The organism is Sediminibacterium sp. FW305-C-269 (assembly GCF_058231045.1).
This window is the reverse complement of sequence record NZ_JBIQXQ010000002.1, coordinates 220,723-246,927: the sequence shown is the minus strand read 5'-3', so window position 1 is coordinate 246,927 and position 26,205 is coordinate 220,723. Positions and strand designations below refer to the sequence as shown.

Genomic DNA, 26,205 nt, shown 5'->3' with positions numbered 1-26,205 from the left:
ACCGTTAAATTACACATTCCTGTTTAATAACCGCTTTCACCCGCCGGTTGCCCCTCTACAATGGCTACACCGGCACTGCAGCCCAGACGTGTGGCTCCGGCATCCACCAGCTGTTTGGCAAATACGTAATCGCGGATGCCCCCCGATGCTTTGATACCGATATTAGCCGGTAAATGTTGCCTGAATAACCGTACCGCTTCCACGGTAGCGCCTTTTTCAGCATAACCCGTCGAGGTTTTCAGGTAATCGATGCCCGCGGCGCCATAGATGGCACAACATTTCACGATCTCTTCATCTGTGAGTATCCCGCTTTCAATGATGATCTTGATCACTTTATCCTTGCTGCGAACGATTGGCAGAATATGGTTGATTTCGTCTGCCAGGAATCCCCAGTCATTATTTTTAATAGCCGAGATATTGATCACCACATCCAGCTCATCGGCTCCATCTACGATTGCCAGTAAAATTTCTGCAATTTTGGCTTCCACTGCCGAATATCCAAATGGGAAACCGATCACTGTTGCCACTTTCACGGCAGAGCCTTCCGTCAGTTCTTTTGCCTTTTTTACAAAATTCGGAGGCACGCAAACTGCAGCAAAACCATATTGTCTGGCTTCAGCGCAAAGTTTTTCAATATCACTCAATAAGGTTGTAGGCTTTAGTATTGTATGGTCGATATATTGATTGAGTTTCATTTTAATTAGTAATTAGTAGTTAGTAATCAGTAGTTGCATACCATATTATTATTATTGAGATGCCTTCAAAGTATTAATAATAGCTGTTAAGAGTTTTATCAGCTCTTCACAATCCTTCAGTAAAGAACCCGCAAGTTGTGAATCCAGTATATCACTATCTCTAAATAGCCTGATCCAGTATCTGGTTTCTCTTGCTTCTTTGTACGCAATGTCTAGTTTATCTTTAAAGTCCATCCTTGAGGATCCATCTGTAGCTTCCTCTATATTTGCCCCGATCGATGTTCCAGACCTGACAATTTGCGCCGAAAGATGGTACTCTTTTTTCTCACTGCGAAGATAGATATACAATTTTACGATTCGCAAAGCAAAGAGGAAACTCTTATCCAAAACCACATTCTGCTGCAACATAAAAAAGGCGTTTACTATCAAACATAGTAAACGCCTTTGTACACTTCATTAAGTATAAACCGCAAAAAATGCGAATTACTAACTACTAATTAATTATGCCTCTCGCCCATGGCAAGCCTTGAACTTCTTCCCACTACCGCAAGGACATGGATCGTTCCTGCCGATCTTGGGGCCTACATGAACAGGCTGCTGTTTAACAGGCGTAGGGTCATAATAATCGTTCTCGGTCGGAGGCGCATCCAGGTCATCCTTGCTGGCATTCATGCGGCTCATATCCGTTTTCTCCTGGCGGCCTTCTTTCAGTTCATCACCACTGTTCAAAGGAATACTGGCATGACACAGAAACTGTACAATATCCCTGTTCACTTCTGTATCCATCTTTCGGAACAGTTCAAATGCTTCCATCTTGTAGATCACCAAAGGATCTTTCTGTTCATACGTGGCCGTCTGCACACTCTGTTTAAGGTCATCCATGGAACGCAAATGCTCCTTCCATGCATCGTCTATGAAACCTAGTGTAATACTTCTTTCCAGCGAGTTCACCAGTTCAGCACCATGGGTTTCGATGGTTTTATTCAGGTTAGACAAAGCCTGCATTGCCCTTCTGCCGTCCGTGAAAGGAACAATCACGTTCTCGATATGTGCACCCTGCTGCTGGCGTATGTTCTTGAATACGGGAACAGCCTGCGCCATCAGCTCCTGCTTGCGGCGCTCATAATTGGCGGCAGCCTCGCTATAAAGTTTCTCCGACAACTGGTGTTCCGGTAATTTACCGAGCTCTTCGGCAGTGATAGAGGTATCGATACCAAAGTTCACAATGGCCGCCATACGGAAACCTTCATGATCGCCCTGCTCCTTAAATGAATTCACCAGGCCTTCTGCTACGGAATACAATGCATTATCCAGGTCAAGAGCCAGGCGTTCTCCAAACAAAGCGTGGTTACGCTTGGTATAGATCACCGTACGCTGTTTATTCATCACATCATCATATTCCAGCAAACGCTTCCGGATACCGAAGTTGTTCTCTTCCACTTTTTTCTGCGCCCGCTCGATGGATTTGGTGATCATACTGTGCTGGATCACTTCCCCTTCCTTGTAACCGGCGAAGTCCATCACTTTGGCAATACGCTCACTTCCGAACATACGCATCAGGTCATCTTCCAGCGATACAAAGAACAAGGAAGAACCCGGATCACCCTGACGACCGGCACGACCACGCAACTGCCTGTCCACACGGCGCGACTCATGCCGCTCCGTACCCAGGATCGCGAGACCGCCGGCTTCTTTTACACCAGGTCCGAGTTTGATATCCGTACCACGACCCGCCATATTGGTAGCGATCGTAACGGCACCTGCAAAACCTGCTTCGGCCACGATCTGTGCCTCACGTGCGTGCTGTTTTGCGTTCAATACGTTATGCGGTATCTGCTTTTGGCGCAGCATGCGGCTCAGCAGCTCACTCACTTCCACCGAAGTGGTACCTACGAGTACCGGTCGGCCGGCAGCTACCAGTTTCACGATCTCATCGATCACCGCACCGAATTTCTCCCGTTTGGTTTTGAACACCAGGTCCTGCTCATCTTTACGAATGGCCGGTACATTGGTGGGGATGCTTACTACGTCTAATTTATAAATGTCCCACAACTCTGCCGCTTCGGTTTCAGCGGTACCGGTCATACCTGCCAGTTTATGGTACATACGGAAATAGTTCTGCAGCGTAACCGTTGCATAGGTCTGTGTAGCTGCTTCTATCTTCACATTTTCTTTGGCTTCTATCGCCTGGTGCAGACCATCAGAATAACGGCGTCCGTCCAGGATACGACCTGTTTGCTCGTCCACGATCTTTACACCACCATCCATCACTACATACTCCACATCCTTATCGAACAAGGTGTATGCTTTCAGCAACTGCTGTACGGTATGAATGCGATCTGCTTTTACCGAATATTCGTTAATGATCGCTTCTTTCTGATGCAGTTTTTCTTCTGCAGATAAAGCGCTGTTATTATCTACTGCTGCCAGCGACACACTGATATCGGGCAATACAAAAAAGTTAGGATCTTCACCGGAACGGGTGATCAGCTGGATACCTTTATCGGTAAGTTCCACCGAATTGTTCTTCTCATCAATGTAGAAGTAAAGCTCCTCGTCTGCTTTGGGCATTTCACGTTGCTGATCGGCCAGGTAATAGTTCTCTGCTTTCTGCAGTTTAACGCGCATACCGGGCTCACTCAGGTATTTGATCAGTGCATTGTTCTTGGGCAAACCACGATGGGCACGGAACAGTGCCAGTCCGCCATCCTTAGGATCATCATTGCCTTCAGCGATCTTTTTCTTGGCCTCATTCAAAAAATGGTTGGTAGCCCTTTTCTGGGCATCTACCAGTTTCTCGATACGGGGTTTCAGTTCAAAGAATTGCTGCTCACCCGTCTGCTGTCCAATCGGACCTGAAATGATCAACGGTGTTCTGGCATCATCAATCAATACAGAGTCAACCTCATCCACCATCGCAAAATGATGTTTGCGCTGTACCATTTCCTGTGGGGTATGCACCATGTTATCCCGCAGGTAATCAAAACCAAATTCATTATTGGTACCGTAAGTGATATCTGCGAGGTAAGCATTCCTTCTCGCTTCGCTGTTGGGTTCGTGTTTGTCGATACAGTCAACACGCAGACCCAGCCATTCAAAAATGGTTCCGTTCCACTCACTGTCCCGTCGTGCCAGGTAATCATTCACGGTCACAACGTGTACGCCTTCTCCGGCCAATGCATTCAAATAGGCAGGCAGGGTGGACACGAGTGTTTTACCCTCACCCGTTGCCATTTCAGCAATCTTTCCCGCATGCAGTACACTACCACCAATCAGCTGCACATCGTAATGCACCATGTTCCAGGTAACGGCACCACCGGCTGCGGTCCAGGTATTCTTGAAAACAGACTGGTCGCCGTTGATACGTATATAATCTTTTTTTACACTCAGGTCTCGGTCAAGCTGTGTGGCAGTAGCCACGATCTCCGTATTTTCCTTGAATCGGCGGGCTGTTTCCTTCACTACGGCAAAAGCTTCCGGCTGAATTGCAGCCAAAGCTTCTTCGATCTTTTTATCGCGGTCTTTTTTCAGTTTATCCACTTCCTGGTAAATGGCATCACGCCCGTGGATGTCCACATCCGATAATGCTTCTGCAGCCTGCTTGCGTTCTTCTATGCGGGCATCGATCTCAGCCAGGTGGGCTTTGATGCGTTCACGGAATTCCTGGGTCTTGTTCCTGAGCTCATCGTTGGTCAACGACTGGTATTGCTGGAAGAACTGGTTGGTTTTTAGTACGATGGGCATGATCTGCTGCACATCTTTCTCACTCTTACTGCCCCCGAATAACTTGGAAATGAATTTCAACATATCGCTTGGTCTGGTGTATTATGAAAAATTTTAACAGTCAAAAAGGATGCGAAAAACAATTTTGAGCCAATTTGGCACCCCGATTGAGAGCCGCCAAAGGTAAAGAATTTGAACGCAGCGCCATCGTGAATTCCCGATCGGCACATCTTTATCAATTAGTTAACGAAAAATGCCCCCATGAAAAGAATATTCTTCCTTTTGTTTTCCCTGGCAGGACTTACCGCTTCTGCCCAAAGCCCTTTACAGGATTCTGTTGTCAATTTTCAGGACTCGATCGCTATTGAAAGGTCAAAACTGCTGAAAAACAATATGTGGGTCCTGGGCGCCTGGGCCGGTGCCAACATTATTCAGGGTAATATTTCTGCTGGTAATGCCCAGGGCAGCGACCAGTATTTTCACCGGATGAACGTATACTGGAATACCGTGAACCTGGCCATTGCGGGAATCGGCATGCTGGCTGCCAAAAAACAACTGGCCGGAGAACACAGCCTTAACCGAAACCTGCGGGAGCAGCAGACGCTCGAAAAATTGCTGTTATTGAATACCGGGCTGGATATGGCCTATATAGCCACCGGACTGTACCTGAAAGAGAGAGGAGCACGCACCAGCAGCGACCAGGCCACCGGTTATGGCAACAGTTTACTGCTGCAGGGTGGTTTTTTATTGGTTTTTGACCTGATCCAATACTTCGAGAACCGCCGTATCAGTAAAATCCTCGACAAAAATGCCGGCCGCTGGGAACTGGGTAGCACCCCCAATGGCATGGGACTGGCCTATCGGTTTTGAATATCGAACGCTGAACAGGGAATGTTGAATTTCGATTGATACTTCCCCGTTCAACATTCAAAATTGCCTGTTCTACGTTCAATATTCCCCCGTTTTATCCACTTCGGGGGGATTTTTGCCCCGGAGAATGGAATTTCAGGCTGATTCTGCTACTTTTGCAGCCTTAAAAGAAGACCTTGGGATCAGCAGCAAAGCCGCAGGGCTTTTCCGGTAAGCCGGGGTCAAATCAAATAGAAACTTTTACAAAATGGCAGGACAGTTAAAAGAGGTACGTAACCGCATCAAAAGTGTACAAAGCACCCAGCAGATCACCAAAGCGATGAAGATGGTTAGTGCGGCCAAATTACGCCGTGCACAGGAGTCCATCACACAGATGAGGCCCTATGCCCAGAAACTGCAGGAAATGCTGAGCAATATCGTCAGCAACCTGGATGGCAGCATGAGCCTGAAACTGGCTGAAGAAAGAGCCGTAGAGAAAGTACTGTTCATCGTGATCACCAGCGACAGGGGACTGTGCGGTGGTTACAATGCCAACATCATCAAACTGGCTAAAAGCACTATTGCCGAAAAATACGCCACGCAGTATAAGAATGGTAATGTGACCGTTTGGAACATTGGCAAAAAAGGATTTGAAGCCATGACCAAAGCGGGTTACAAAACCGATGCTACCTATAAAGACATTTACCTGAGCCTGAATTTCGAAAATGTACAGGCAGCTGCCCAGGCAGCCATGAAAGCCTTTGAAAACAAGGAATTCGATGCAGTGGAGATCGTATATAGCGAGTTCAGGAATGCCGCTACCCAGCGTTTTGTGGCAGAAGCCTTCCTGCCGATCCCGAAAACCCCGAAAAAAGCGGGTGCCAAAAAATCCGACTTCATTTTTGAGCCGGCCAAGGAAGAACTGATCGCAGAACTGATGCCCAAGATCCTGAATACCCAGTTATACAAAGCCGTTCTGGACGGTAACGCCAGTGAACACGGTGCCCGTATGACCGCGATGGATAAGGCCAGCGAGAACGCCAATGAATTACTGAAATCACTTAAGATCAGCTACAACCGTGCAAGACAGGCAGCCATTACTACCGAACTTACCGAGATCGTAAGTGGTGCCGCCGCATTGCAGGGATAGTCAATTTGAAAATTTGAAAACAGGCTAATTTGAAAATATGGCCTGACAGAGGTGCATTTTACTTATCATTGCTTCCCATTTTCCTATTTTCAAATCAGCATATTCTCAAATTTTGTTCTAACCATGGAAATCAGCCAGATCATACCACATATAGAGGTACTTATTTTCGCCAGCGAAAAACCATTGTCGTCACTGGACATTGTTGAGCTGATCAACAACACTTTCGGTTTCCTGGAAGAAAGAGTAACACTTGACCAGGTGGAAAGCGCATTGGAAGGTATCCGTGAAAAATATGATTCTGAATTCTACCCTTTCGAGGTGAAACAAAGCGGTGGGGGCTGGCAGTTCCTGACCAAAGCCACATATCATGCCACCATCGCCCAATTGAACGGTGATAAATTCCTGAAACGTTTGTCCAATGCGGCCCTCGAAACACTGGCCATTATTGCATACAAACAACCCATTACCAAGGGCGAGATCGAAGCCATCCGCGGGGTGAACAGCGATTACAGCATCCAGAAATTACTGGAAAAAGAACTGGTACTCATCAGTGGCCGTAATGAAAACATGCCGGGTAAACCGCTGGTATATTCCACTTCCAAGAATTTCATGGACTATTTCGGTATCAACTCAGCAGCCGATCTGCCCAAGATCAAAGAGGTACTGGCCGATCAGATCGTAGAAGGTACGATCATCAACCCGGAAGACTTTACAGACCAGCATGTGGCCGATACCGTAGCCGAGGAACAGGAAATCCTGCCCGGCGAAGAAGGTGACATATCTGCTATTGCTGTGAACGAAGACGGGGAACTGATCATCGAACATACAGAAGAAGAGAAGGAGACCGGCACTGAGGAAGACAATACAGAAGAACCGGAGAACAACGAAGACACACCGGAATAATTTCTGAATTTTGGTACAGGGAAGGAACAGCTGAAGCTGCTACATCCTTTTCAGAATTCCCCAGAATGCCTGTGGCCAAACAGGCGCCCCTATTTCCAAACAGCCTGTTGGCGGACAGGTTTCAAAATTCCCCGATACGCAACATGTCTACATCCCTATCAAACGAGCAACTGAACCAGATCGCCAATGAGTATGGCACTCCCGTGTATGTATACCATGCAGAAAAGATTACTGAACAGTTCGGCAAACTGAAACAGGCATTCAATCTGTGCCCCACCCGATTTTTCTATGCCAGTAAGGCATTGACCAATATCAATATCCTGAAACATATCCGTTCATTGGGTTGCAATATAGACTGCAGCTCCATCAACGAGGTAAAACTGGCCTTACACGCCGGTTTTGACAGGGATAATGTGCTCTACACCAGCAATGGCATTGCTTTCAGCGAAATTGAAGAAGCGGTGACGCTGGGCGTGAATGTGAATATCGACAGCCTTAGCAACCTGGAGAAATTCGGGAAAAAATACGGTCACTCCTATCCCGTAGGCATACGTCTTCGCCCCAATATCATGGCTGGCGGCAATCTGAAGATATCTACAGGTCATGAAAAGAGCAAGTTCGGTATCCCTATCGAACAGCTTGACCAGATATTGTCACTGGTAGAAAAAGAGAATCTGTTCATTGCGGGCCTTCACATCCATACCGGCAGTGAGATCAAGGATGTGGAAGTGTTTATGAAAGTAGCCGATATCTTTTTTGACCTGGTTCCACATTTCCCCGAACTGCGCTTCCTGGACCTGGGTGGCGGATTCAAGGTTCCTTATAAAGAAGGGGAAACCGGTACAGATGTTCCGTTGCTGGGACAAAAAGTGGCCGAGGTACTGGACAGGCTCAAACAGACCTACCAGCGCGAATTTGAAGTCTGGTTCGAGCCCGGAAAGTTCCTGGTAAGCGAATGCGGATATTTTATCACGGAAGTGAATGTGATGAAACAAAACGGCAACACCGTTTTTGCCGGGGTGAACAGTGGATTCAACCACCTGATCAGACCTATGTTTTACGAAGCCTATCACCGCATAGAAAACATCAGCAACCCGGATGCCCCCAGGCACCCGTATACCGTTGTAGGCAACATTTGCGAAACAGATACTTTTGCCACCGACCGCCCCATTGCCAAGGTCCGCGAAGGCGACCGGCTGGTGTTCTACAATGCAGGGGCTTACGGCTTTGAGATGGGCAGCAACTACAATTCCCGCTTCAGACCGGCACAGGTACTGGTTATTAATGGACAGTCACACCTGATCGGCCGCAGAGACACATTCGAGGACCTGCTGCGCAACCAGGTAGCAGTTTTATAAACCGCTTAACCTTAGTTTCTGCTCCGGGGGCAAAAAGAAAGTTATCTTGCACCAGCATGATCGAAATAAAGAACATACACAAAGAATTTAACGGCCGGGTAATCCTGGACGGGATCAGTGCCGTTATGGAAGCCGGTAAATGCAACCTGATCATTGGTAGCAGCGGCAGTGGTAAAACGGTACTCACCAAATGTATGGTAGGCTTGTTTCGTCCCGAAAGAGGTTCGATCCTGTATAATGGCGAGGAAATGCTGATGATGGATAATGAACAGCGCAAAATGCTTCGCCAGCAGATCGGCATGCTGTTCCAGGGAACGGCACTCTTTGATTCGATGACGGTGGAACAGAACGTATTGTTCCCGCTGGATATGTTCACCAACTGGACACTGGCCCAGAAAAAGAAACGGGCTGATGAAGTGCTTGCCCGCGTAAACCTGGTAGATGCCCACAAACGTTACCCTTCCGAGATCAGTGGTGGCATGAAAAAAAGGGTAGGTATTGCCCGTGCCATCGTATTGAATCCCAAATACCTGTTCTGCGACGAGCCCAACTCAGGTCTTGACCCACAAACCTCCATGGTGATCGATAAGCTCATCCTGGAAATCACACGCGAATACAATATCACTACCGTAGTGGTGTCTCACGACATGAACAGTGTAATGGAGATCGGGGACCACATCGTGTACCTGCACCAGGGCCGCAAACAATGGGAAGGAAGCAATAAGGATATCATTTTCAGTAAGGATGAGCTGTTGAATAACTTCATCTTCGCTTCAGAATTCCTGCAGGATGCGAAACAGATGCGAATGATGGAAGCCGGCGATACGCAAAAAAATAAATAACCAGGTCTTACCTAGAAACAAAGGGATATGAAACAGGTGGTCTTTTTTCTGCTTTTGATACTGACTGGCAGCACTTTATATGCCCAGGGTAAACCAGACAATCAGGCGCCCTATAAAAAAGATCCCACGATCCCGGCTTTCACGATCCAGCTTACAGACAGCACCTGGTTTACCAAAGAGCAGTTGCCTAAGTACAATCGTACCATCCTCATCTATTTTTCACCTGATTGCGGACATTGCCAGGAAGAAGCCAAAGACATTGTACAGCACATGGACAGCCTTAAGAACGCGTTTTTCGTATTCATTGCCTACAAACCACTGGAAGACATCAAAGGTTTTGCTGCATACTACGGTCTGGAGCGTTTTCCCAATGTACGTATCGGCAGGGACCCTAAGTATTTTGTTCCGGCATTCTACCGGGTAAAATATACCCCGTTCCTTGCCGTATATGATAAAAACGGCCTGCTTGAATCTGTGTTCGACACTGAAAATACCCCTGTTCCTGATGCAGCCGGCCTGGTAGCACTGGTGAACCGGAATTAATGTGTTTTTTGCACCATTCCATCCCTGTTACCCCTACCTTTGCAGCGTAAAAAATTCCTCATTTAAATACCCTTTTTTATGAAAGTAACTGTTGTAGGTGCCGGTGCCGTAGGTGCTACCTGTGCCGATAATATTGCCCGTGCCCAACTGGCGGATGAACTGGTTTTATTGGATATCAAAGAAGGTTTTGCAGAAGGTAAAGCACAGGACATGATGCAGACCGCTGCCCTGCTCGGTTTTGATACACGCATTTCCGGCAGCACCAATGATTACTCCAAAACAGCGAAATCTGACGTAGTGGTGATCACTTCCGGTTTGCCCCGTAAACCCGGCATGACCCGTGAAGAACTGATCGGCACCAATGCAGGAATTGTAAAGGGCGTTACAGAAAATATCCTGAAATATTCACCCGATGCTATCATCATCGTGATCAGCAACCCGATGGACACCATGACCTACCTGGCCCTGCAGTCTACCGGCTTACCCAAAAACCGTATCATCGGTATGGGTGGTACACTCGACAGTGCCCGTTTCAAATATCAATTGAGCCAGCACCTCGGTTGCAGCCCTGCCGACCTGAACGCAGTAGTAGTGGGTGGTCACGGTGATACAACCATGATCCCACTGATTCGCATGGCAACCTGGAACAGCGTTCCCGTTAGCAAGTTCCTGAGCGAAGAACAGCAGAAACAGATCGTGGCAGATACCATGGTAGGTGGTGCTACCCTTACCAAATTACTCGGCACTTCTGCCTGGTATGCACCTGGTGCCGCCGGAGCTGCCCTGGTAGAGAGCATTGTGCGTGATGAAAAGAAACTGTTCACCTGCTGCGTAAGCCTCGATGGCGAATACGGACAGAAAGACATCTGTCTGGGCGTTCCGGTAGTCATTGGCCGCAACGGCTGGGAGAAGATCGTTGATTTTGGTCTGAATGCAGAAGAACAGGCCGCTTTCAACAAGAGCGCTGATGCAGTACGAAGCATGAACGATGTATTGAAGACCTTATAGGAATCACACGAATATGTGATTGAAAACAGCACAATGAAAACAGGAACCGGCAGAAAAAATCTGCCGGTTTTTTTTGTCCGGATTTTTCTGCCGTTTATCCGTCGATTAACACAGCTCATCCTTAATCACATCTTTTTACTGTAACATTTCAAAGTCCTTTGCGTCACATAAGCTCAAAACAACAACCCTTCTTATGAAACAACTCGGATTAATAGCCATAATGACACTCGCCCTGACCTCAACCGGTTTTACACAGAGCGGCATTACGGTCAGCGGTAGCGTAACAGACAATACCGGCAAAGGGTTACAGGCGGTAAGCGTATCCCTGTTACAGGCAAAAGACAGCAGCCTGGTAAAAGCGGATATCACAGATACGGATGGTAAATACCAGATCAGTTCAGCAAGAACAGGAAAATTCCTGCTCAGTTATAACCTCATAGGTTATGAAATGAAATATTCAGAAATTTTTGATCTCCAGGACGGACAAAGTTTCCAGGCACCTGCAGCCTCACTAATAGTGGCAGCCAAAAAACTGCAGGACGTAACCGTGGTTTCACGTAAACCTCTGATCGAGATCAAAGCAGATAAGACCGTCTTCAATGTTGAAAGCAGCATCAATGCCACAGGAAGTAATGCGTTGGAGTTACTGCAAAAAAGTCCTGGCATACAAGTAGATAACAATGATAATATCTCCATGAAGGGAAAGACCGGGGTCAAGATCTACATCGATGGCAAACCCACACAGATGAACAGCAAAGACCTGGCAGCTTATCTCAAAGGCATCAACAGCAACGATGTAGAAGCGATAGAGATGATCAGTAACCCGAGCGCCAAATATGATGCCAGCGGTAATGCGGGTATCATCAATATCCGCTTGAAAAAGAACCGGAAATTCGGAACAAATGGCAGTGTAAGTGCCGGTTTTACACAAGGTATCACCCCTAAAGGTAATGGCTCCGTTAACCTGAACTATCGAGATAAATATGTAAACCTGTTCAGCAATGTAAGCGGTAATATTGGCAGATATGAGAATGATCTCAGCCTGTATCGCATACAGAAAGATTCCATCTATGACCAGCACAGCATCAATGCCAATTACAATAAGAATCTGAACCTGAAAGCAGGTGCCGATTATTTCATCAACAGTAAAAGCACATTGGGAGCATTGGTAACAAGCAGTTTTGGCAACTCAGAATGGACCAATAACAGCGTTACAGGCGTGTACTATCAGCCCAGCAACCAGTTTGTAAAAAGTCTGAAAGCCGCTAATGCTATTCCTGGCAGCCGTACCAATGTCAATGCCAACCTGAATTACCGGTATGCAGATACCAGTGGCCTGGAGATCAATGTGGATGCTGACTACGGACTGTTCCGTGGTGTTGGCCGCAGTTACCAGCCTAACAATTACCTGGATCAGAACGGCGCGCTCCTGTACCAGGTGATCAACCGCAACTATACCCCTACCGATATTGACATCTACACTTCTAAAATTGATGTAGAGCAAAACAAATGGAAAGGTAAACTGGGATATGGGGCCAAGTTCTCATACGTAAAAACGATCAACACCTTCGACTTCTTCAATGATGTGAATGGTGCACCGGTAAAACAGCTGAGCCGCAGCAACAGCTTCGCCTATACAGAAAATGTAAATGCAGCTTATATCAATTACCAGCGTAAGTTCAACGATAAGTGGAGCATTCAGACCGGCTTACGTGCGGAACAAACCAATAGCAAGGGTGAATTGACCCGTGCAGATGGCATCATTCAGTCCGACAATACTGTGAAAAGAAATTATATCAACCTGTTCCCAAGCGCAGCCATCACCTGGACTGTGAACCAGAAGAATACGTTGAACCTGACTTATAGCCGCAGGATCGACAGGCCAAGTTACCAGGACCTGAACCCATTTGAGAACAAACTGGATGAACTGACCTATGAGAAGGGGAATGCTTTCTTACGCCCGCAATACACCAATAATATTGAGCTTACACATACATTCAAGTCGGCCATCAATACCACAGTTGGTTACAGCCATGTAAAAGACTACGCCACTCAGATCACTGATACGGCCGGCAATGCCACCTTCCTGCAGCAGCAGAATCTGGCCACGCAGCAGATCATCAGCTTCAGCATTGGCTCTCCCCTGCCAATAGCCAAGTGGTGGAACGGTTATGCAAATGTTTGGTACAACTACCAGATATTCAACGGTAAAGTAGGTACCAAAGATGTGCATACCGAGATCCCTTTGTATGGTGCCTACATGCAGCAGACCTTCACTCTGGGTAAAGACTGGAGTGCCGAACTGAGCGGATGGTTCAGCGGGCCTTCTATCTGGGGCGCTACCTGGAAAACAAAATCACAGGGTGGTATCGACATCGGCTTCCAGAAACAGCTGATGCAGAAGAAAGCAACGATCAAAGTGACAGCCACCGATATCTTTCATACCAATCCATGGAGATCCCTGAGTGATTTTGGCGGACTGTATATCAAAGGCCGTGGAGCCTGGGAAAGCCAGACAGTTCGGGTAAACTTCACCTATCGTTTTGGAAGCAACCAGGTAAAAGCGGCCCGTCAGCGCCAGACAGGTCTTGAAAGCGAAAGCAAGCGAATAAAATAACAGTTGATATAGCAGTTGAGTTTTGAATCGGTCCCTCTGAAGCAATTCAGGGGGATCTTTTTTGAAACATACAGATGGGCTTTCCGGAAGCCATCTTATATCAGAGATATTTTTTCACAAGTGAACTCAGATGGGTCAGGTCCTGCCGCTCCATACAGCTAAAATGGCCCTTGGGGCATTTCTTATATCCGATCTTACTGCAGGGGCGGCAGCTGAGTCCGGCTACTTCGGATAACTCGCTGCTGACCATTTCAATACCGTAATAGGGTCCCATTCCAAATTCAGGTACGGTATTTCCCCAAACGCTCACAATCGGCTTTTTAAAGGCTGCGGCAATATGCATCAATCCGGTATCATGTGTGATCACGAGGTGTGCCCGATGTACAAGATCGGCACTCTCGTTCAGGCTGAACTTGCCACAAGCATTATAAACCTTGACAGGATCCACCGCAACGATCTCTTCCCCGGCAGCCCTATCTTCCGGGCCTCCCAATAAAACGATGGGGTAATGTATCTGTGCACACAATTCTTTCAGTTTATGCACCGGCAGTTTTTTGGTTGCCAGCGCTGCACCGATCACCACACCAACATAACCGAACAGGTGAGAGGCGGGCAGGTCCTTCGCTGTCACCTTGTCTTTTTCAGGCAGAAAATAATCCAGCCCCTTCCCATCATTCACCACGTCGAAACTTTTCAGGGTATCGAGGTAACGATCTACAATATGCAGATCCGGCAGCCTGTTTATTTTGAAAGCAGTGAACAACCACTTTTCAATATTCAGTTTATTAAAGGAAAAAGATCTGGCAGTCGCTAGAGCGCGTTTGATACGCAGTGTCCTCAGGTTATGGTGGAGGTCAATAATGTAATCATATTCCTCGTATGCCAGTTGGTGCATCATCAGGTCCCAACTGGCACCCAATACCTGCACTTTATCTACATAAGGGTTATTGCTAACGAGGCCACGAAAACTTTCCTTGGTGAGAAAATGTACTTGCGCACCCGGAACCTGTTGTTTCAAACACCGGATCACCGGTGAAGTGAGTACGATATCTCCGATAGAAGAAAAACGGATAATGAGGAATTTACGCCCGGACTCACCCGGAGATGAGTCTGCAGTTGATTTCCATTCTTCGTGATGATCGCCAGACATGATGGGGCAAAGATACTTTAATTAAACCACCAGGGCTCAGGGCGTCAGGGGGTACTCGGTTTCTACGTAATTCAGGTCCTTATGAAAGGTCTCTTCTGTAAAATAGAAAGCAACAATCGTGATACTCATCACCACCACACCGGTAATGATACCGCTCTGGATCAACCCCCAACCCCAAGTTTTCTGGAACAGGTCCAGGAACATCAGGTTGATCAGCGGCAAGGCTCCGCGAACCATATTGGGAATGGTGGTTGCAGCAGTAGCACGCAGGTTGGTTCCAAACTGTTCGGCCCCCATAGTGATAAAAATGGCCCAGAAACCCGTACTGAAACCCAACATGGCACAGATGGCATACATGCGGGTATCGTTATTATTAAAGGCGCTGAAGAAAAGCACCAGCGACAACATGCAAAGGATGAAAAAGCATAACAAAGCTTTTTTGCGGCTCTTGAAATACTGACTTACAAGCCCTATCAAAATATCACCCACTGCAATCCCTACATAGGCATACATGATGGCCCGGCCGCTTTCAACATGGTTCTCGCCATACAATTCCCCTGCAAAACGGTTACTCAGGTTCACCAGGATTCCGATAACATACCAGGTGGGCAAACCGATGAGTATGGCCAGAAAATATTTTTTGAATCTTTTTTTATTGGTAAAGAACATCAGGAAATTACCGCGCTGCACCCCCGCCTGCTGTTTCACCTGGTGGAACATGCCGCTCTCTGCCACAGAGATACGTAACAGCAGCAATACAATTCCCAACCCCCCTCCTATTTTATAGCAAAGACGCCAATCATTCGTTCCTTTATAAATGAAATAGGCGAATACAGCCCCAAACAGCCCGATACCAGCCACCAGCGAAGTACCCACGCCCCTTTTTTCTTTGGGCAGCAACTCGCTGACCAATGTAATGCCGGCACCGAGTTCACCTGCCAGACCCACGCCAGCCACAAACCGTGCCCACGCATACTGATCAACGGTTTGTACATATCCCGTTAAGAAATTGGCAATGGAGTATAAGGCGATCGAACCGAACAAAACACTGAGTCTTCCTTTTTTATCACCGATGGTTCCCCAGATCACACCACCAATCAGCAGACCAACCATCTGCCAGTTGATGATACGGGTACTGGCCGCAATCACCTGCGCCTTATCGGTCAATACAATGCCAATGCCCTGCAAACTGGGTTCCCGTACAATGGTAAACAGCAGCAGGTCATAGATATCTACAAAATACCCAAGAGCCGCCACAATTACCGGCACAGAGAAGATCCCAAACTTTTTTCCAGACATATATCGGTTTTAGCAAATCATCTCATCCATCCACTCATTCACTCATCCACTCATTCGCTCATTAATCAACTCCCCCCTTCTCTTTATGAAAAATGAGTTTATAAATAATGGGGAATGTGGTTACCAGAACAATTCCCAGAACAATCACTTCCAGATGGTCTTTCAGGTCAAAGCCAAACTCAGACAGGATCCATTTCTGTAAAAAATGCCCCCCGAACAGCATACTGAATACCCAGGCTACACAACCCACAATATTAAAGAAGACAAATTTTTTACGATCCATTTCCACAATACCCGCCACGATCGGTGCAAAGGTTCTGATAATGGGAATGAACCTGGCGATCACAATGGCCCCGCCACCATGTTTTTCATAAAAATCATGCGCCTGCCGCAGGTATTTTCTTTTGAAGAGCATGTTCTCTTTCCAGCCATACATGGCCGGACCCACTTTGCGCCCGAACCAGTAACCCACCATATTACCGGCAATACCGGCAGCTGAGATCAGCACCAGCAAGGTAGCCAGTCCCAGGTACTCATTATCGGTTGCAATGATCTCGTTCGCAATATTGGAACTGTAGATACCGGCAACGAACAGAAGACTATCGCCCGGCAGGAAAAAACCGGCGAACAGTCCTGTTTCTGCAAATACAACAAACAGGATCAGCCACAGACCACCGTGTTCAATATAGAACTGAGGTTGCAATAACTGACTCCAGTGAAAAGAAGATAAAAGGATATCTGCTAACATAATCTTTGCTTATTCGGTGATGGCTGCCGCCGGTTCGAGTGAATGCTCCCATTTACTCACCACGCTGGTGGCAAGTGCGTTACCCAGTACATTGGTGGCCGTCCTGAACATATCGCAGAAATGATCGATCGGCAGGATCAGTGCAATGCCTTCTGGCGGAATATTGAACATGGCGCAGGTAGCCGTTACCACTACCAGTGAAGCACGGGGTACCCCGGCTATCCCTTTACTTGTCAGCATCAATACCAGTAACATGGTAAGCTGGGTGCCCGTATCCAGGTGGATACCGTATGCCTGGGCAATGGCGATACTGGCGAAGGTCATGTACATCATACTGCCATCCAGGTTAAAGGAATAACCCAGTGGAAGAATGAAGGCAACGATCTTGTCCTTACAACCGAATTTCTCCAGCTCATCGGTCAATTTCGGAAACACAGCTTCACTGCTGGTGGTACTGAATGCAATGATCAGTGGAGGAAAAATACGTTTCAGCAGTTCGGGTAAACGTTTACCCAATACCAGGAACCCGACAAAAAGCAATACCACCCACAAACAAATAATTCCGACCAAGAAGAACAGCAGATACTTTCCATAAAAAACAAAGACTTCCAATCCTTTCGTGGCTATTACGGCCGCAATAGCTCCGAATACACCCAGCGGTGCAAAGTTCATCACATAATTCACCATACGCAGGATCACATGTGCCACCGCGTCGAGGGCTTTTACCACCACTTTGGCCTTCTCGCCCAGAGCTGCAGTAGCAATTCCGAAAAAGATACTGAAGATAACCAGTTGCAGGATCTCGTTATTGGCCATGGCCTCGACCACACTTTTCGGGAAAACGTGTTCGATAAATTTCTGGATATTGAATTCCTGCGTTTTACCCATCAGGTCCTTGGCTCCGCTTATATCCGCATTACTCAGGTCAATACCAGCACCCGGCTTAAACAGGTTCACCAGCAGCATACCCAGCAGCAAACTGGTCAATGATGCGGTAATGAACCATAACATCGCTTTTCCGCCTACCCGGCCCACTGTTTTCAGGTCGCCCAGTTTGGCAATTCCCACCACCAGCGTGGAGAATACCAGTGGAGCAATGATCATTTGCACCAACCTGAGGAAAATTGTGGTCAGCAGCTTGATATTAACGGAAAATGACTTGATGAATTCGGGGCTCGACTGTGTATGGATCAGGTAACCCAGTAATATGCCGGCGATCATGGCAAGTATTATGTATAAGGTAAGCCGGTTCGATTTCTTCATTGGCGGGTTATTCATGTCGCAATATAAGATTTCTGCAGAAATGACCTGTCGCAGAACCCCATTCACCGGTTTATAAATCTTTTGAAGCGAAAATGGCAGAAATGCCTATTTTGCCGGACCTTTTTAATTAAAGAAAACTTAACTACTTACTATGAGTTTATTCAGAAAAAAATCTCTTTCAGCGATGCTGGCCACTGCGGCCGATTCTGAAAAGGGGCTAAAACGGACCCTGGGTGCGGGCAACCTCATCGCACTGGGTATCGGTGCCATTATCGGTGCGGGATTATTTGTAAGAACAGCCGCGGCCTCCGCCGAAGCTGCCGGACCCGCGGTTACCTTATCATTTGTAGTTGCCGCCATCGGTTGTGCATTTGCCGGTTTATGTTATGCAGAGTTTGCCTCTATGATACCCATCGCCGGTAGTGCCTATGCGTACAGTTACGTGACCATGGGTGAGCTGATCGCCTGGATCATTGGTTGGGCCCTTATCATGGAATATGCTTTGGGAGCAGCCACAGTATCTATCGCCTGGAGTGAATATCTGAATAACCTGCTGGGGGGAACCATCCCGTATGAATGGTGCCATTCCCCTTTTGAAAGTTTACATAAGGTAACCGGAGAAGCAGTCAACCAGATCGTGACCACCATGCCTGAACTGACCAAATCAGTAAAAAATGGTATCCTGTTAATAAGTGAAGACCAATATAAGATGCTGCCGTCCAACCTCACCGGCCTGGTAGAATCTACACATGGTATCATGAATGCACCGGCATTGATCATCCTGTTATTGCTGACACTGCTGCTCATCAAAGGTTCCCAGGAATCTGCTTTTGTGAACATGATCATCGTATTTGTAAAAGTTGCGATCGTTCTGTTGTTCATCGGCTTTGGCTGGCAGTTTATCAGACCCGAGAACCATCTCCCTTACATGATTCCGGAAGGAACCGTAGGACACGAAGGTTTCTTCAAACATGGCTGGGGCGGCGTATTGGGTGGCGCAGCTATTGTATTCTTTGCCTTTATCGGTTTTGATGCCGTATCTACTGCCGCACAGGAAGCCAAAAACCCCAAACGCGATATGCCGATCGGTATCCTGGGATCACTGGTGGTGTGTACCATCCTCTACATCCTCTTCGGACATGTACTGACAGGTGTTGCCAATTATACCGAATTCAAGACAGCAGGTAAAGAAGCTTCTGTAGCCTATGCCATCCAGACCTATATGAAAGGATATGAATGGCTGGGTACCAGTGTAACCGTAGCCATCCTGGCCGGCTTCTCTTCTGTGATCCTGGTGATGCTGATGGGTCAGAGCCGTATCTTTTACACCATGAGTAACGACGGACTGATACCTAAAGCATTCGGCGCTTTACATCCAAAATACAAGACCCCTTATAAAGCCAACTGGATCCTGTTCATTTTTGTAGGTCTGTTTGCGGCATTTGTTCCGGGTAGCGTAGCCGGTGACCTGACCAGTTTCGGAACCCTCTTTGCTTTTGTACTGGTGAGCCTGGGTGTATGGATCTTACGCCTGAAATCACCGGAGATCGAAAGGCCTTTCAAAACGCCGCTGGTTCCCATTGTACCTATCCTCGGTGCGGTGGTTTGTACCGGTATGATCGTGGCGCTGGACCAGCAGACCTTAAAAGTGGCTTTTGGCTGGATGGCCATTGGCCTGATCGTTTATTTCGCCTATAGCCGTAAAAGAAGCAAACTGCGCAATCCGAGTGAGATTGTACCGCATGCTTCCGATTTTGAGAAGAACTAACCGAACCGGTTAAAAGCATAGAAAAAACCGCTCCGACAACAGTCTGGGCGGTTTTTTTATACCTAAGGTTGGCGGCTAAGTTTGTAAACGTTAATTTTGCCCTCCGAAATAAGATGAACCATGGGACGGATTTTTGAAGTACGTAAAGCTACCATGTTTGCCCGCTGGGACAGGATGGCCAAGCAATTTACCCGCATCGGGAAAGAGATCGTGATCGCCGTAAAAGCCGGTGGCCCCGACCCATCTACCAACCCGGCACTCAGGCGCTGTTTTCAGAATGCCAAGAGTGTGGGTATGCCCAAAGACCGTGTAGAAGCCGCTATCAAACGTGCTACCGGTAAAGACACCAGCAACTACGAAGAGATCTTATATGAAGGATATGGTCCCCATGGCGTGGCCCTGCTGGTAGAAACCGCTACCGACAACCACGTTCGCACCGTGGCCAATGTGAAAAGCCATTTCAACAAAGGCAATGGCGCACTGGGTAACAGCGGCAGTGTTAGCTTCCAGTTCAAGAAAATGGGCGTGTTCAAACTCAAACCCGAAGGTATTGACATGGACGAGATAGAGCTGGAACTCATCGATCATGGCCTGGAAGAATTGGGAGAAAGTAACGACGACCAGGGCAACCCGATCATTGTGCTGCGTTGTGCATTCGTAGACTTTGGTAACCTTCAGAAAGCATTGGAAGAAAAAGGTATCACCCCCATCAGTTCAGAACTGGAATGGATCCCCACCACTACCGTTCCCGTTACCGACGAGCAGGCTGAAGACGTAAGTAAGCTAATCGAAAAACTGGAACAGGACGAAGACGTGAACAAAGTGTTCCATAACATGGGATAACAAATCAAAAAGTCAAAAGTCAAAAGTCAAAACGTATCAGAATGATTACCCGTTTTGACTTTTGACTTTTGACTTTTTAATTTTAACTTATACATGCATACACATCCCATCCTGTTTTTCGACGGACTTTGTAACCTATGTTCGGCTAGTGTCCAGTTCATCATCCGGCATGACCCAAAACAGCAATTCCGTTTTGCTTCACTGCAATCCACCACAGCCAGGAACATGCTGGGTCAATACATTTCAGCAACAGACAAGCCTGATTCTTTTCTTTTATGGGAGAACGGGACAGTGTATTCCCGATCTGAAGCGGCGTTGCGGGTTACCAAAAGACTTTCCGGCGCCTGGCCGCTCTTATACGGGTTCAGTATAGTACCGGCAGGGATCCGCGACGGGATCTATAACATGGTGGCGCGTAACCGTTACCGTTGGTTTGGAAGAAAACATGACTGCTGGGTACCCAGTGCCGAACTGCAACAACTGTTCCTTGCATAAACTTATACAGATGTCGCTTTCAGCCAGTCCTTCACCAGTTTTTTGATCTTGTTTTTGTTTTCAGCCACTTCTTTCTGTCTGAAGAACCTGCTTATCGCCCGTTGATCGGACAACCATTCCAACAAACCGGTACTGTCTATAAAAAGCGGAGGAGCGTCCTTGGTCTCTTTTCCCTTGGCTTTAACGCCGCAATGAAACACCACCAGGATATGATCATTCCGGTGCAGGTTGAAAGTGATCCTGTCATCGCCCCTGTAGCAGAAGCTGGGAGCATTCCATTTAATATGTTCAGTGATACCTTTCTGAGCAGACAGAATCAGATCGCGCAAGAGTGCCATCGTTGTTTTCAGGGGATGATCACTGTTTTGCAGGAACAGCAATACTTGCTCCGTTCCGGTTGGTTGGGGAGAGCCGGCTTTTGCCATGGATATAGCGTTTGGTTGTAAGCTCCCGATAATCCCATCTTACTCGCACATCATCTCCTGCACCACAGTAATCACATCTTCCGAATTGGGCTTGCTGAAATAGTCGCCATCGCTGCCATAACTGGGCCGGTGCGCCTGTGCCGTAAGGGTTCTTGGCGCCACATCCAGCCAGCGGAAGGCTTTCTGCTCTTCCATCACTTTACTGAGCATATAAGCGGCGGCGCCACCAGGCACGTCCTCATCTACAAAAAGGATCCGGCTGGTTTTTTGTAACGATTCCAGTATCTTATGATGAATGTCGAAAGGCAATAAGGTCTGCACATCGATGACTTCACAACTGATGCCCAGTTGCTGCAGTCGTTCTGCTGCATCTTCTACGACACGTAAGGTAGAACCATAGGTGACCAATGTTATATCGGTTCCCTCCCGAATCACATCGGGTACACCCAATGGAACGGTGTATTCCAGCAGGTTTGCAGGCAGTTTTTCCTTCAGGCGGTAACCATTCAGGCACTCGATGACCATCGCAGGGTCATTGCCCCGCAGCAAGGTATTATAGATGCCAACAGCCTGTACCATATTTCTCGGAACACAGATATACATCCCCCTGAGCGAATTGATGATCATGCCCATTGGTGAACCGCTATGCCAGATACCTTCCAGCCTGTGGCCGCGGGTACGGATGATCACCGGACACGACTGTTGCCCCTTGGTGCGGAAATGCGTGGTGGACACATCATCGCTCAAAGGTTGCAAACCATATAATAGATAATCGAGGTATTGAATCTCTGCAATCGGGCGCAGACCGCGTAATGCCAGTCCGATGGCCTGTCCAACAATAGTCAGTTCACGAATACCGGTATCAGAGATCCTGTCCGCACCATGTTTGTCCTGCAAGCCGGCAAAGCCCTGGTTCACATCACCGATATGGCCCACGTCTTCCCCGAAAGCATATACATAAGGATTACTGGCAAAGAGGGCATCAAAATATTTATTCAGTACTTCATATCCATTGGCTAAGGTTGCATCAAAAGGGATCATTGGTTTCACTTCCGGAACCTGCAATGCGCTTTTGGGGCCTTCATTATAGAGATCACTGTTATACAATACACGGTTCTCGTCCAGCAGTTGGTTGTAATACTGTTTTAGTTCTGTTGCGGAAGGAGAATTGGGCGCAATTTCCATAGCCAGTGCCAGGGTACGTAACACATCCCTTCGCAGGGGTTCACGGTTCGATTGCAGTTCTGCGGCCAGTTTCTGTAAATGATTGTATTTCTCCATATCATTCACCATCATGGACCTGATCAGCTCTACCGAACGTTCTGCTGACGCTTTAATGGGTGCCTGGTATTTTTCCCAGGCTTTATTTCGACTGGTACGGACGTACTCTTTGGCACCAGCTTCAATATCAGACAACTCATCAGCATTCGACAAACCGGTATCGATCAGCCATTCTTTCATTTTCTTGATGCAGTCCCACTCTTTTTCCCAATCCAGTCTTTCGGGTGTTTTGTAACGTTCATGGCTACCGCTGGTAGAATGACCCTGAGGCTGGGTAACTTCCTCTACATGGAACAAAGCAGGCACATGGGTTTCGCGGATCTGCTGCAATGCTTCTTCGAATACTTCGCACATGCCGGCATAATCCCAGGCTTTTACTTTATAAATGCGGATGCCATTGGTGCTTTCCTCTTTTTCCAGTCCGCGCAATGCTTCCGAAATGGATCCCTTGGTGGTCTGGAATTTTTTGGGTACAGAAATTCCATAGCCATCATCCCATACAAACACTGCAAGCGGCACCTGCAATACACTGGCAGCATTCATGGTTTCCCAGAAATGCCCTTCAGAAGTACTGGCATCACCGATGGTGCAGAAGCAGATCTCATTACCATGATGACTTAATGGTTCAAACTGATCCGTATGGGTTGCACTGCGAAAACATTTGGAAGCCCAGGCCAGTCCCAGCGCCCTCGGCATCTGCGAAGCAGTGGGTGCCATATCGGAAGAAATATTCTTCCGGTTGGCAAGATCCAGCCAGTTACCGTTCTCATCCACAAATTTTGTAGCAAAATGTGCATTCATTTGGCGACCGGCACTGAAAGGGTCATTCTTCAGATCGGGATCTGCATATAGTTGTGCAAAAAACTGCTCCACACTGGCCAGTCCCGAAGCAAACATGAAAGTCTGATCACGGTAATAACCGCTACGGAAATCACCTGGCTGAAAAAACTTGGCCATGGCTATCTGCGCTACTTCTTTACCATCGCCGAAGATGCCGAACTTACCTTTACCGGTAAGCACTTCCCTTCTTCCCAGCAAACTCACTTCGCGGCTTATCACAGCAGTCCTGTAATCATCCAATATGGTATTACGAAAGCCCTCAAAAGACAGCATATCCGTTTTATACCCCAGTGCAGATGTTTGTTCCATAAAACAAAAATAACATTACCCACGGAGTAAAATAGCTTATCGGCTAAAAAAGCTGATTTATCCCCATTCTCAGCTGAAAAACATGGTTTCCGGGTATTTCTGTTAAAAGAAGGGCTTTGGCACAGAATTGGTGTTGCAACATTTTAGATTCTGTAATTTTATCCTCTAAATCTCACGCATTATGAAAAAATTTCTGTTTCTGGGTTGCCTGTTACTGGCAACAGCCATTCATGCGCAAAGCAATCCGGATATTGTCTTCAAGAACACTACCTTCAATTTTGGCAAGATCCGCCAGAATGTGCCCGCCACCTATATTTTCACCTTCACCAATAACGGAGCCAAACCCGTTCTGGTTGAGTTTGCCAATGCAGACTGTGGCTGTACCACACCGGAATACAGCAAGGAGCCCATCCTGAAAGGAAAATCCGGTACTATCAAAGTGACCTACAATGCTGCAAACATGGGCGCTTTCAAAAAAAATGTGAATGTAAAATTCGTCAATCAGCAACTGCCTGTTGTACTTACCATCAATGGCGAAGTGGTGGCAACATCGGCCAAGGAAAAATCGAAATAAACGAAGTAGTTATAGTTACCACCGATACGCAACCCTGACCGGTTGCGTATTTTGTTTTGAAGACGTCTGTTGCCAAACTATCTTTGCAGCATGTTACAGATTAGTCAACGCGGACAGGCCATGCCCGCCTCTCCGATACGCAAACTGGTTCCCTATGCAGAAGCTGCCAAAAAAAGAGGAACCAAAGTTTACCACCTGAATATTGGTCAGCCCGACATAGAAACACCCAAAATGGTGCTGGATGCAGTTCGACACAGTGATTTTAAGGTGCTGGAATACAGTCACAGCGCCGGTAACGAAAGTTATCGCCGCAAACTGGTGGGATATTATGAAAGTGTCGGCATTCATGTGAACCATAACGAGATCATCATTACCACCGGCGGAAGCGAAGCCATACAATTCGGTTTCATGGCCTGCCTGGATGCAGGAGATGAAGTGATCATTCCCGAACCTTTTTATGCCAATTACAACGGTTTTGCCGTAGCAGCGGGTGTTACCGTAGTGCCCATCACCTCCCATATAGAGAACGGATTTGCATTACCGCCAATCGAAGCTTTTGAGAAAAAGATCACCCCGCGCACCAAAGCCATCGTGATCTGCAATCCCAATAACCCGACAGGTTATCTATACAGCCGCGAGGAAATGGAGCAGTTAAAGCGGATCATCCTGAAGCACAACCTGTACCTTTTCTCAGATGAAGCCTACCGTGAATTCTGTTACGAAGGCACACAGGTAAGTGCCATGCACCTGGAAGGCGTAGATGATAACGTGATCATCATGGACACCATCAGCAAACGCTACAGTGCCTGTGGTGGCAGGATCGGCGCCTTTATCACCAAGAACAAGACCGTACTGGAAGCCGTGATGAAATTTGCCCAGGCCAGGCTGAGTCCGCCCAGTTTTGCGCAGATCGCCGGTGAAGCGGCTATTGATCTGCCTGCCGACTATTTTGATACGACCAAGGCAGAATACAAATCACGTCGCGACCTGATCGTAAAAAGGCTCAATGCCATGGAAGGGGTATTCTGCCCCAATCCGGGTGGTGCTTTTTATGCCATTGCCAAACTGCCCATCGATGATGCCGATACCTTCTGCCAATGGTTACTGGAAAGTTTCTCCTACCAGAACCAAACGGTGATGCTGGCACCGGCTACCGGGTTCTACGGAACTCCGGGATTGGGCAAGCAGGAAGTACGTCTTGCCTATGTATTAAATTTAAATGATATAAATAAAGCTATGGATTGCCTAGAAAAGGCTTTAGAAGAATATCCTGGCAAAAAATAGGTTGTAAATCAGCAAATTAAGAAGCTTGATAGTGGTAATAAGTAGACAAAAGTATACATATTATTAATAAATTAATATTAATTAAATGATACTAAAAACCTATAAAAAAGTGAAAATTTATAAAAATTAAATTAATTATCGGAAAAAACACTGTTTAATTGGTTTTTTTCCTAGCTTTACATCAGAAACAAAAATACGGCAATATACAAGGTAATACAGCCAGTTTCAGGTTAACGAA

General features: G+C 47.1%; 22 protein-coding genes. 13 read left to right on the top strand and 9 right to left on the bottom strand.

Features of this window, described 5'->3' with window-relative positions:
- Positions 1-23 precede the first annotated feature (23 nt).
- The 3 genes from deoC to secA all read right to left on the bottom strand — a co-directional run bounded on the left by deoC (position 24) and on the right by secA (position 4,502).
- Positions 24-695, bottom strand: coding sequence for a deoxyribose-phosphate aldolase (gene deoC, locus ACH3Y6_RS06450; RefSeq protein WP_490834777.1), 672 nt, complete (start codon positions 693-695; stop codon positions 24-26).
- Positions 696-746: 51 nt separating this feature from the next.
- Positions 747-1,103 carry a four helix bundle protein gene (locus ACH3Y6_RS06445; protein WP_490834776.1) on the bottom strand — a complete coding sequence of 119 codons (357 nt, stop codon included), beginning with the start codon at positions 1,101-1,103 and terminating at the stop codon, positions 747-749.
- 93 nt (positions 1,104-1,196) lie between these two features.
- Positions 1,197-4,502, bottom strand: a complete 3,306-nt coding sequence (gene secA, locus ACH3Y6_RS06440) for a preprotein translocase subunit SecA (RefSeq protein ID WP_490834775.1) — start codon at positions 4,500-4,502, stop codon at positions 1,197-1,199.
- 177 nt (positions 4,503-4,679) lie between these two features.
- On the opposite strand from secA, the gene ACH3Y6_RS06435 reads away from it, so the two are divergent.
- The 8 genes from ACH3Y6_RS06435 (at position 4,680) to ACH3Y6_RS06400 (ending at position 13,688) form a co-directional block, all read left to right on the top strand.
- Entirely contained in the window at positions 4,680-5,288 is a 609-nt protein-coding gene (locus tag ACH3Y6_RS06435; protein WP_490834774.1) for a DUF6992 family protein, read from the top strand.
- A 247-nt stretch (positions 5,289-5,535) separates the two neighbouring features.
- Positions 5,536-6,417: an ATP synthase F1 subunit gamma gene (gene atpG, locus ACH3Y6_RS06430; protein WP_490834773.1), complete on the top strand. Its 882-nt coding sequence runs from the start codon at positions 5,536-5,538 to the stop codon at positions 6,415-6,417.
- Positions 6,418-6,540: 123 nt separating this feature from the next.
- Entirely contained in the window at positions 6,541-7,320 is a 780-nt protein-coding gene (scpB, locus tag ACH3Y6_RS06425) for an SMC-Scp complex subunit ScpB (RefSeq protein ID WP_490834772.1), read from the top strand.
- A gap of 143 nt (positions 7,321-7,463) precedes the next feature.
- Positions 7,464-8,678: a diaminopimelate decarboxylase gene (lysA, locus tag ACH3Y6_RS06420; protein ID WP_490834771.1), complete on the top strand. Its 1,215-nt coding sequence runs from the start codon at positions 7,464-7,466 to the stop codon at positions 8,676-8,678.
- 56 nt (positions 8,679-8,734) lie between these two features.
- Positions 8,735-9,520, top strand: a complete 786-nt coding sequence (locus ACH3Y6_RS06415; protein ID WP_490834770.1) for an ABC transporter ATP-binding protein — start codon at positions 8,735-8,737, stop codon at positions 9,518-9,520.
- 27 nt (positions 9,521-9,547) lie between these two features.
- Positions 9,548-10,063, top strand: coding sequence for a TlpA family protein disulfide reductase (locus ACH3Y6_RS06410; RefSeq protein ID WP_490834769.1), 516 nt, complete (start codon positions 9,548-9,550; stop codon positions 10,061-10,063).
- A 78-nt stretch (positions 10,064-10,141) separates the two neighbouring features.
- Positions 10,142-11,071, top strand: a complete 930-nt coding sequence (gene mdh / locus ACH3Y6_RS06405) for a malate dehydrogenase (RefSeq protein WP_490834768.1) — start codon at positions 10,142-10,144, stop codon at positions 11,069-11,071.
- 193 nt (positions 11,072-11,264) lie between these two features.
- Positions 11,265-13,688, top strand: a complete 2,424-nt coding sequence (locus ACH3Y6_RS06400) for a TonB-dependent receptor domain-containing protein (RefSeq protein ID WP_490834767.1) — start codon at positions 11,265-11,267, stop codon at positions 13,686-13,688.
- A gap of 100 nt (positions 13,689-13,788) precedes the next feature.
- Here the strand turns inward: ACH3Y6_RS06400 and ACH3Y6_RS06395 are convergent, their stop codons facing one another.
- From ACH3Y6_RS06395 to ACH3Y6_RS06380, 4 genes are all read right to left on the bottom strand, one after another.
- Positions 13,789-14,838 (bottom strand): glycosyltransferase family 9 protein, encoded by a 1,050-nt coding sequence (locus ACH3Y6_RS06395; protein WP_490834766.1) that lies wholly within the window; start codon positions 14,836-14,838, stop codon positions 13,789-13,791.
- A gap of 36 nt (positions 14,839-14,874) precedes the next feature.
- The gene (locus ACH3Y6_RS06390) at positions 14,875-16,137 is read right to left on the bottom strand and encodes an MFS transporter (protein ID WP_490834765.1); all 1,263 of its coding nucleotides are present in this window, start codon (positions 16,135-16,137) and stop codon (positions 14,875-14,877) included.
- Positions 16,138-16,198: 61 nt separating this feature from the next.
- Entirely contained in the window at positions 16,199-16,885 is a 687-nt protein-coding gene (locus tag ACH3Y6_RS06385; protein WP_490834764.1) for a DedA family protein, read from the bottom strand.
- Between the two features lie 9 nt (positions 16,886-16,894).
- A complete protein-coding gene (locus ACH3Y6_RS06380; RefSeq protein WP_490834763.1) occupies positions 16,895-18,148 on the bottom strand; it encodes a dicarboxylate/amino acid:cation symporter in 1,254 nt (417 codons plus the stop codon).
- 151 nt (positions 18,149-18,299) lie between these two features.
- Here ACH3Y6_RS06380 and ACH3Y6_RS06375 point away from each other — a divergent pair, with 151 nt between their 5' ends.
- The 3 genes from ACH3Y6_RS06375 to ACH3Y6_RS06365 all read left to right on the top strand — a co-directional run bounded on the left by ACH3Y6_RS06375 (position 18,300) and on the right by ACH3Y6_RS06365 (position 21,254).
- Complete coding sequence (locus ACH3Y6_RS06375; RefSeq protein WP_490834762.1) at positions 18,300-19,916, top strand: amino acid permease; 1,617 nt, start codon at positions 18,300-18,302, stop codon at positions 19,914-19,916.
- A 120-nt stretch (positions 19,917-20,036) separates the two neighbouring features.
- Positions 20,037-20,759, top strand: a complete 723-nt coding sequence (locus tag ACH3Y6_RS06370; protein ID WP_490834761.1) for a YebC/PmpR family DNA-binding transcriptional regulator — start codon at positions 20,037-20,039, stop codon at positions 20,757-20,759.
- A 93-nt stretch (positions 20,760-20,852) separates the two neighbouring features.
- Positions 20,853-21,254, top strand: a complete 402-nt coding sequence (locus tag ACH3Y6_RS06365) for a thiol-disulfide oxidoreductase DCC family protein (RefSeq protein ID WP_490834760.1) — start codon at positions 20,853-20,855, stop codon at positions 21,252-21,254.
- A 2-nt stretch (positions 21,255-21,256) separates the two neighbouring features.
- Here the strand turns inward: ACH3Y6_RS06365 and ACH3Y6_RS06360 are convergent, their stop codons facing one another.
- Positions 21,257-21,679 (bottom strand): DUF1801 domain-containing protein, encoded by a 423-nt coding sequence (locus ACH3Y6_RS06360; RefSeq protein WP_490834759.1) that lies wholly within the window; start codon positions 21,677-21,679, stop codon positions 21,257-21,259.
- Between the two features lie 39 nt (positions 21,680-21,718).
- The gene (locus ACH3Y6_RS06355) at positions 21,719-24,109 is read right to left on the bottom strand and encodes an alpha-ketoacid dehydrogenase subunit alpha/beta (protein WP_490834758.1); all 2,391 of its coding nucleotides are present in this window, start codon (positions 24,107-24,109) and stop codon (positions 21,719-21,721) included.
- Between the two features lie 181 nt (positions 24,110-24,290).
- On the opposite strand from ACH3Y6_RS06355, the gene ACH3Y6_RS06350 reads away from it, so the two are divergent.
- Both ACH3Y6_RS06350 and ACH3Y6_RS06345 read left to right on the top strand, forming a co-directional pair.
- A complete protein-coding gene (locus ACH3Y6_RS06350) occupies positions 24,291-24,683 on the top strand; it encodes a DUF1573 domain-containing protein (protein ID WP_490834757.1) in 393 nt (130 codons plus the stop codon).
- Positions 24,684-24,773: 90 nt separating this feature from the next.
- Positions 24,774-25,967, top strand: coding sequence for a pyridoxal phosphate-dependent aminotransferase (locus ACH3Y6_RS06345; RefSeq protein WP_490834756.1), 1,194 nt, complete (start codon positions 24,774-24,776; stop codon positions 25,965-25,967).
- Positions 25,968-26,205: the final 238 nt, after the last annotated feature.

Excerpts from the sequence above, each read along its gene's own strand:
- deoC (WP_490834777.1), bottom strand. The coding sequence starts at position 695 with ATGAAACTCAATCAATATATCGACCATACAATACTAAAGCCTACAACC.
- ACH3Y6_RS06445 (WP_490834776.1), bottom strand. The coding sequence starts at position 1,103 with ATGTTGCAGCAGAATGTGGTTTTGGATAAGAGTTTCCTCTTTGCTTTG.
- secA (WP_490834775.1), bottom strand. The coding sequence starts at position 4,502 with ATGTTGAAATTCATTTCCAAGTTATTCGGGGGCAGTAAGAGTGAGAAA.
- ACH3Y6_RS06435 (WP_490834774.1), top strand. The coding sequence starts at position 4,680 with ATGAAAAGAATATTCTTCCTTTTGTTTTCCCTGGCAGGACTTACCGCT.
- atpG (WP_490834773.1), top strand. The coding sequence starts at position 5,536 with ATGGCAGGACAGTTAAAAGAGGTACGTAACCGCATCAAAAGTGTACAA.
- scpB (WP_490834772.1), top strand. The coding sequence starts at position 6,541 with ATGGAAATCAGCCAGATCATACCACATATAGAGGTACTTATTTTCGCC.
- lysA (WP_490834771.1), top strand. The coding sequence starts at position 7,464 with ATGTCTACATCCCTATCAAACGAGCAACTGAACCAGATCGCCAATGAG.
- ACH3Y6_RS06415 (WP_490834770.1), top strand. The coding sequence starts at position 8,735 with ATGATCGAAATAAAGAACATACACAAAGAATTTAACGGCCGGGTAATC.
- ACH3Y6_RS06410 (WP_490834769.1), top strand. The coding sequence starts at position 9,548 with ATGAAACAGGTGGTCTTTTTTCTGCTTTTGATACTGACTGGCAGCACT.
- mdh (WP_490834768.1), top strand. The coding sequence starts at position 10,142 with ATGAAAGTAACTGTTGTAGGTGCCGGTGCCGTAGGTGCTACCTGTGCC.
- ACH3Y6_RS06400 (WP_490834767.1), top strand. The coding sequence starts at position 11,265 with ATGAAACAACTCGGATTAATAGCCATAATGACACTCGCCCTGACCTCA.
- ACH3Y6_RS06395 (WP_490834766.1), bottom strand. The coding sequence starts at position 14,838 with ATGTCTGGCGATCATCACGAAGAATGGAAATCAACTGCAGACTCATCT.
- ACH3Y6_RS06390 (WP_490834765.1), bottom strand. The coding sequence starts at position 16,137 with ATGTCTGGAAAAAAGTTTGGGATCTTCTCTGTGCCGGTAATTGTGGCG.
- ACH3Y6_RS06385 (WP_490834764.1), bottom strand. The coding sequence starts at position 16,885 with ATGTTAGCAGATATCCTTTTATCTTCTTTTCACTGGAGTCAGTTATTG.
- ACH3Y6_RS06380 (WP_490834763.1), bottom strand. The coding sequence starts at position 18,148 with ATGAAGAAATCGAACCGGCTTACCTTATACATAATACTTGCCATGATC.
- ACH3Y6_RS06375 (WP_490834762.1), top strand. The coding sequence starts at position 18,300 with ATGAGTTTATTCAGAAAAAAATCTCTTTCAGCGATGCTGGCCACTGCG.
- ACH3Y6_RS06370 (WP_490834761.1), top strand. The coding sequence starts at position 20,037 with ATGGGACGGATTTTTGAAGTACGTAAAGCTACCATGTTTGCCCGCTGG.
- ACH3Y6_RS06365 (WP_490834760.1), top strand. The coding sequence starts at position 20,853 with ATGCATACACATCCCATCCTGTTTTTCGACGGACTTTGTAACCTATGT.
- ACH3Y6_RS06360 (WP_490834759.1), bottom strand. The coding sequence starts at position 21,679 with ATGGCAAAAGCCGGCTCTCCCCAACCAACCGGAACGGAGCAAGTATTG.
- ACH3Y6_RS06355 (WP_490834758.1), bottom strand. The coding sequence starts at position 24,109 with ATGGAACAAACATCTGCACTGGGGTATAAAACGGATATGCTGTCTTTT.
- ACH3Y6_RS06350 (WP_490834757.1), top strand. The coding sequence starts at position 24,291 with ATGAAAAAATTTCTGTTTCTGGGTTGCCTGTTACTGGCAACAGCCATT.
- ACH3Y6_RS06345 (WP_490834756.1), top strand. The coding sequence starts at position 24,774 with ATGTTACAGATTAGTCAACGCGGACAGGCCATGCCCGCCTCTCCGATA.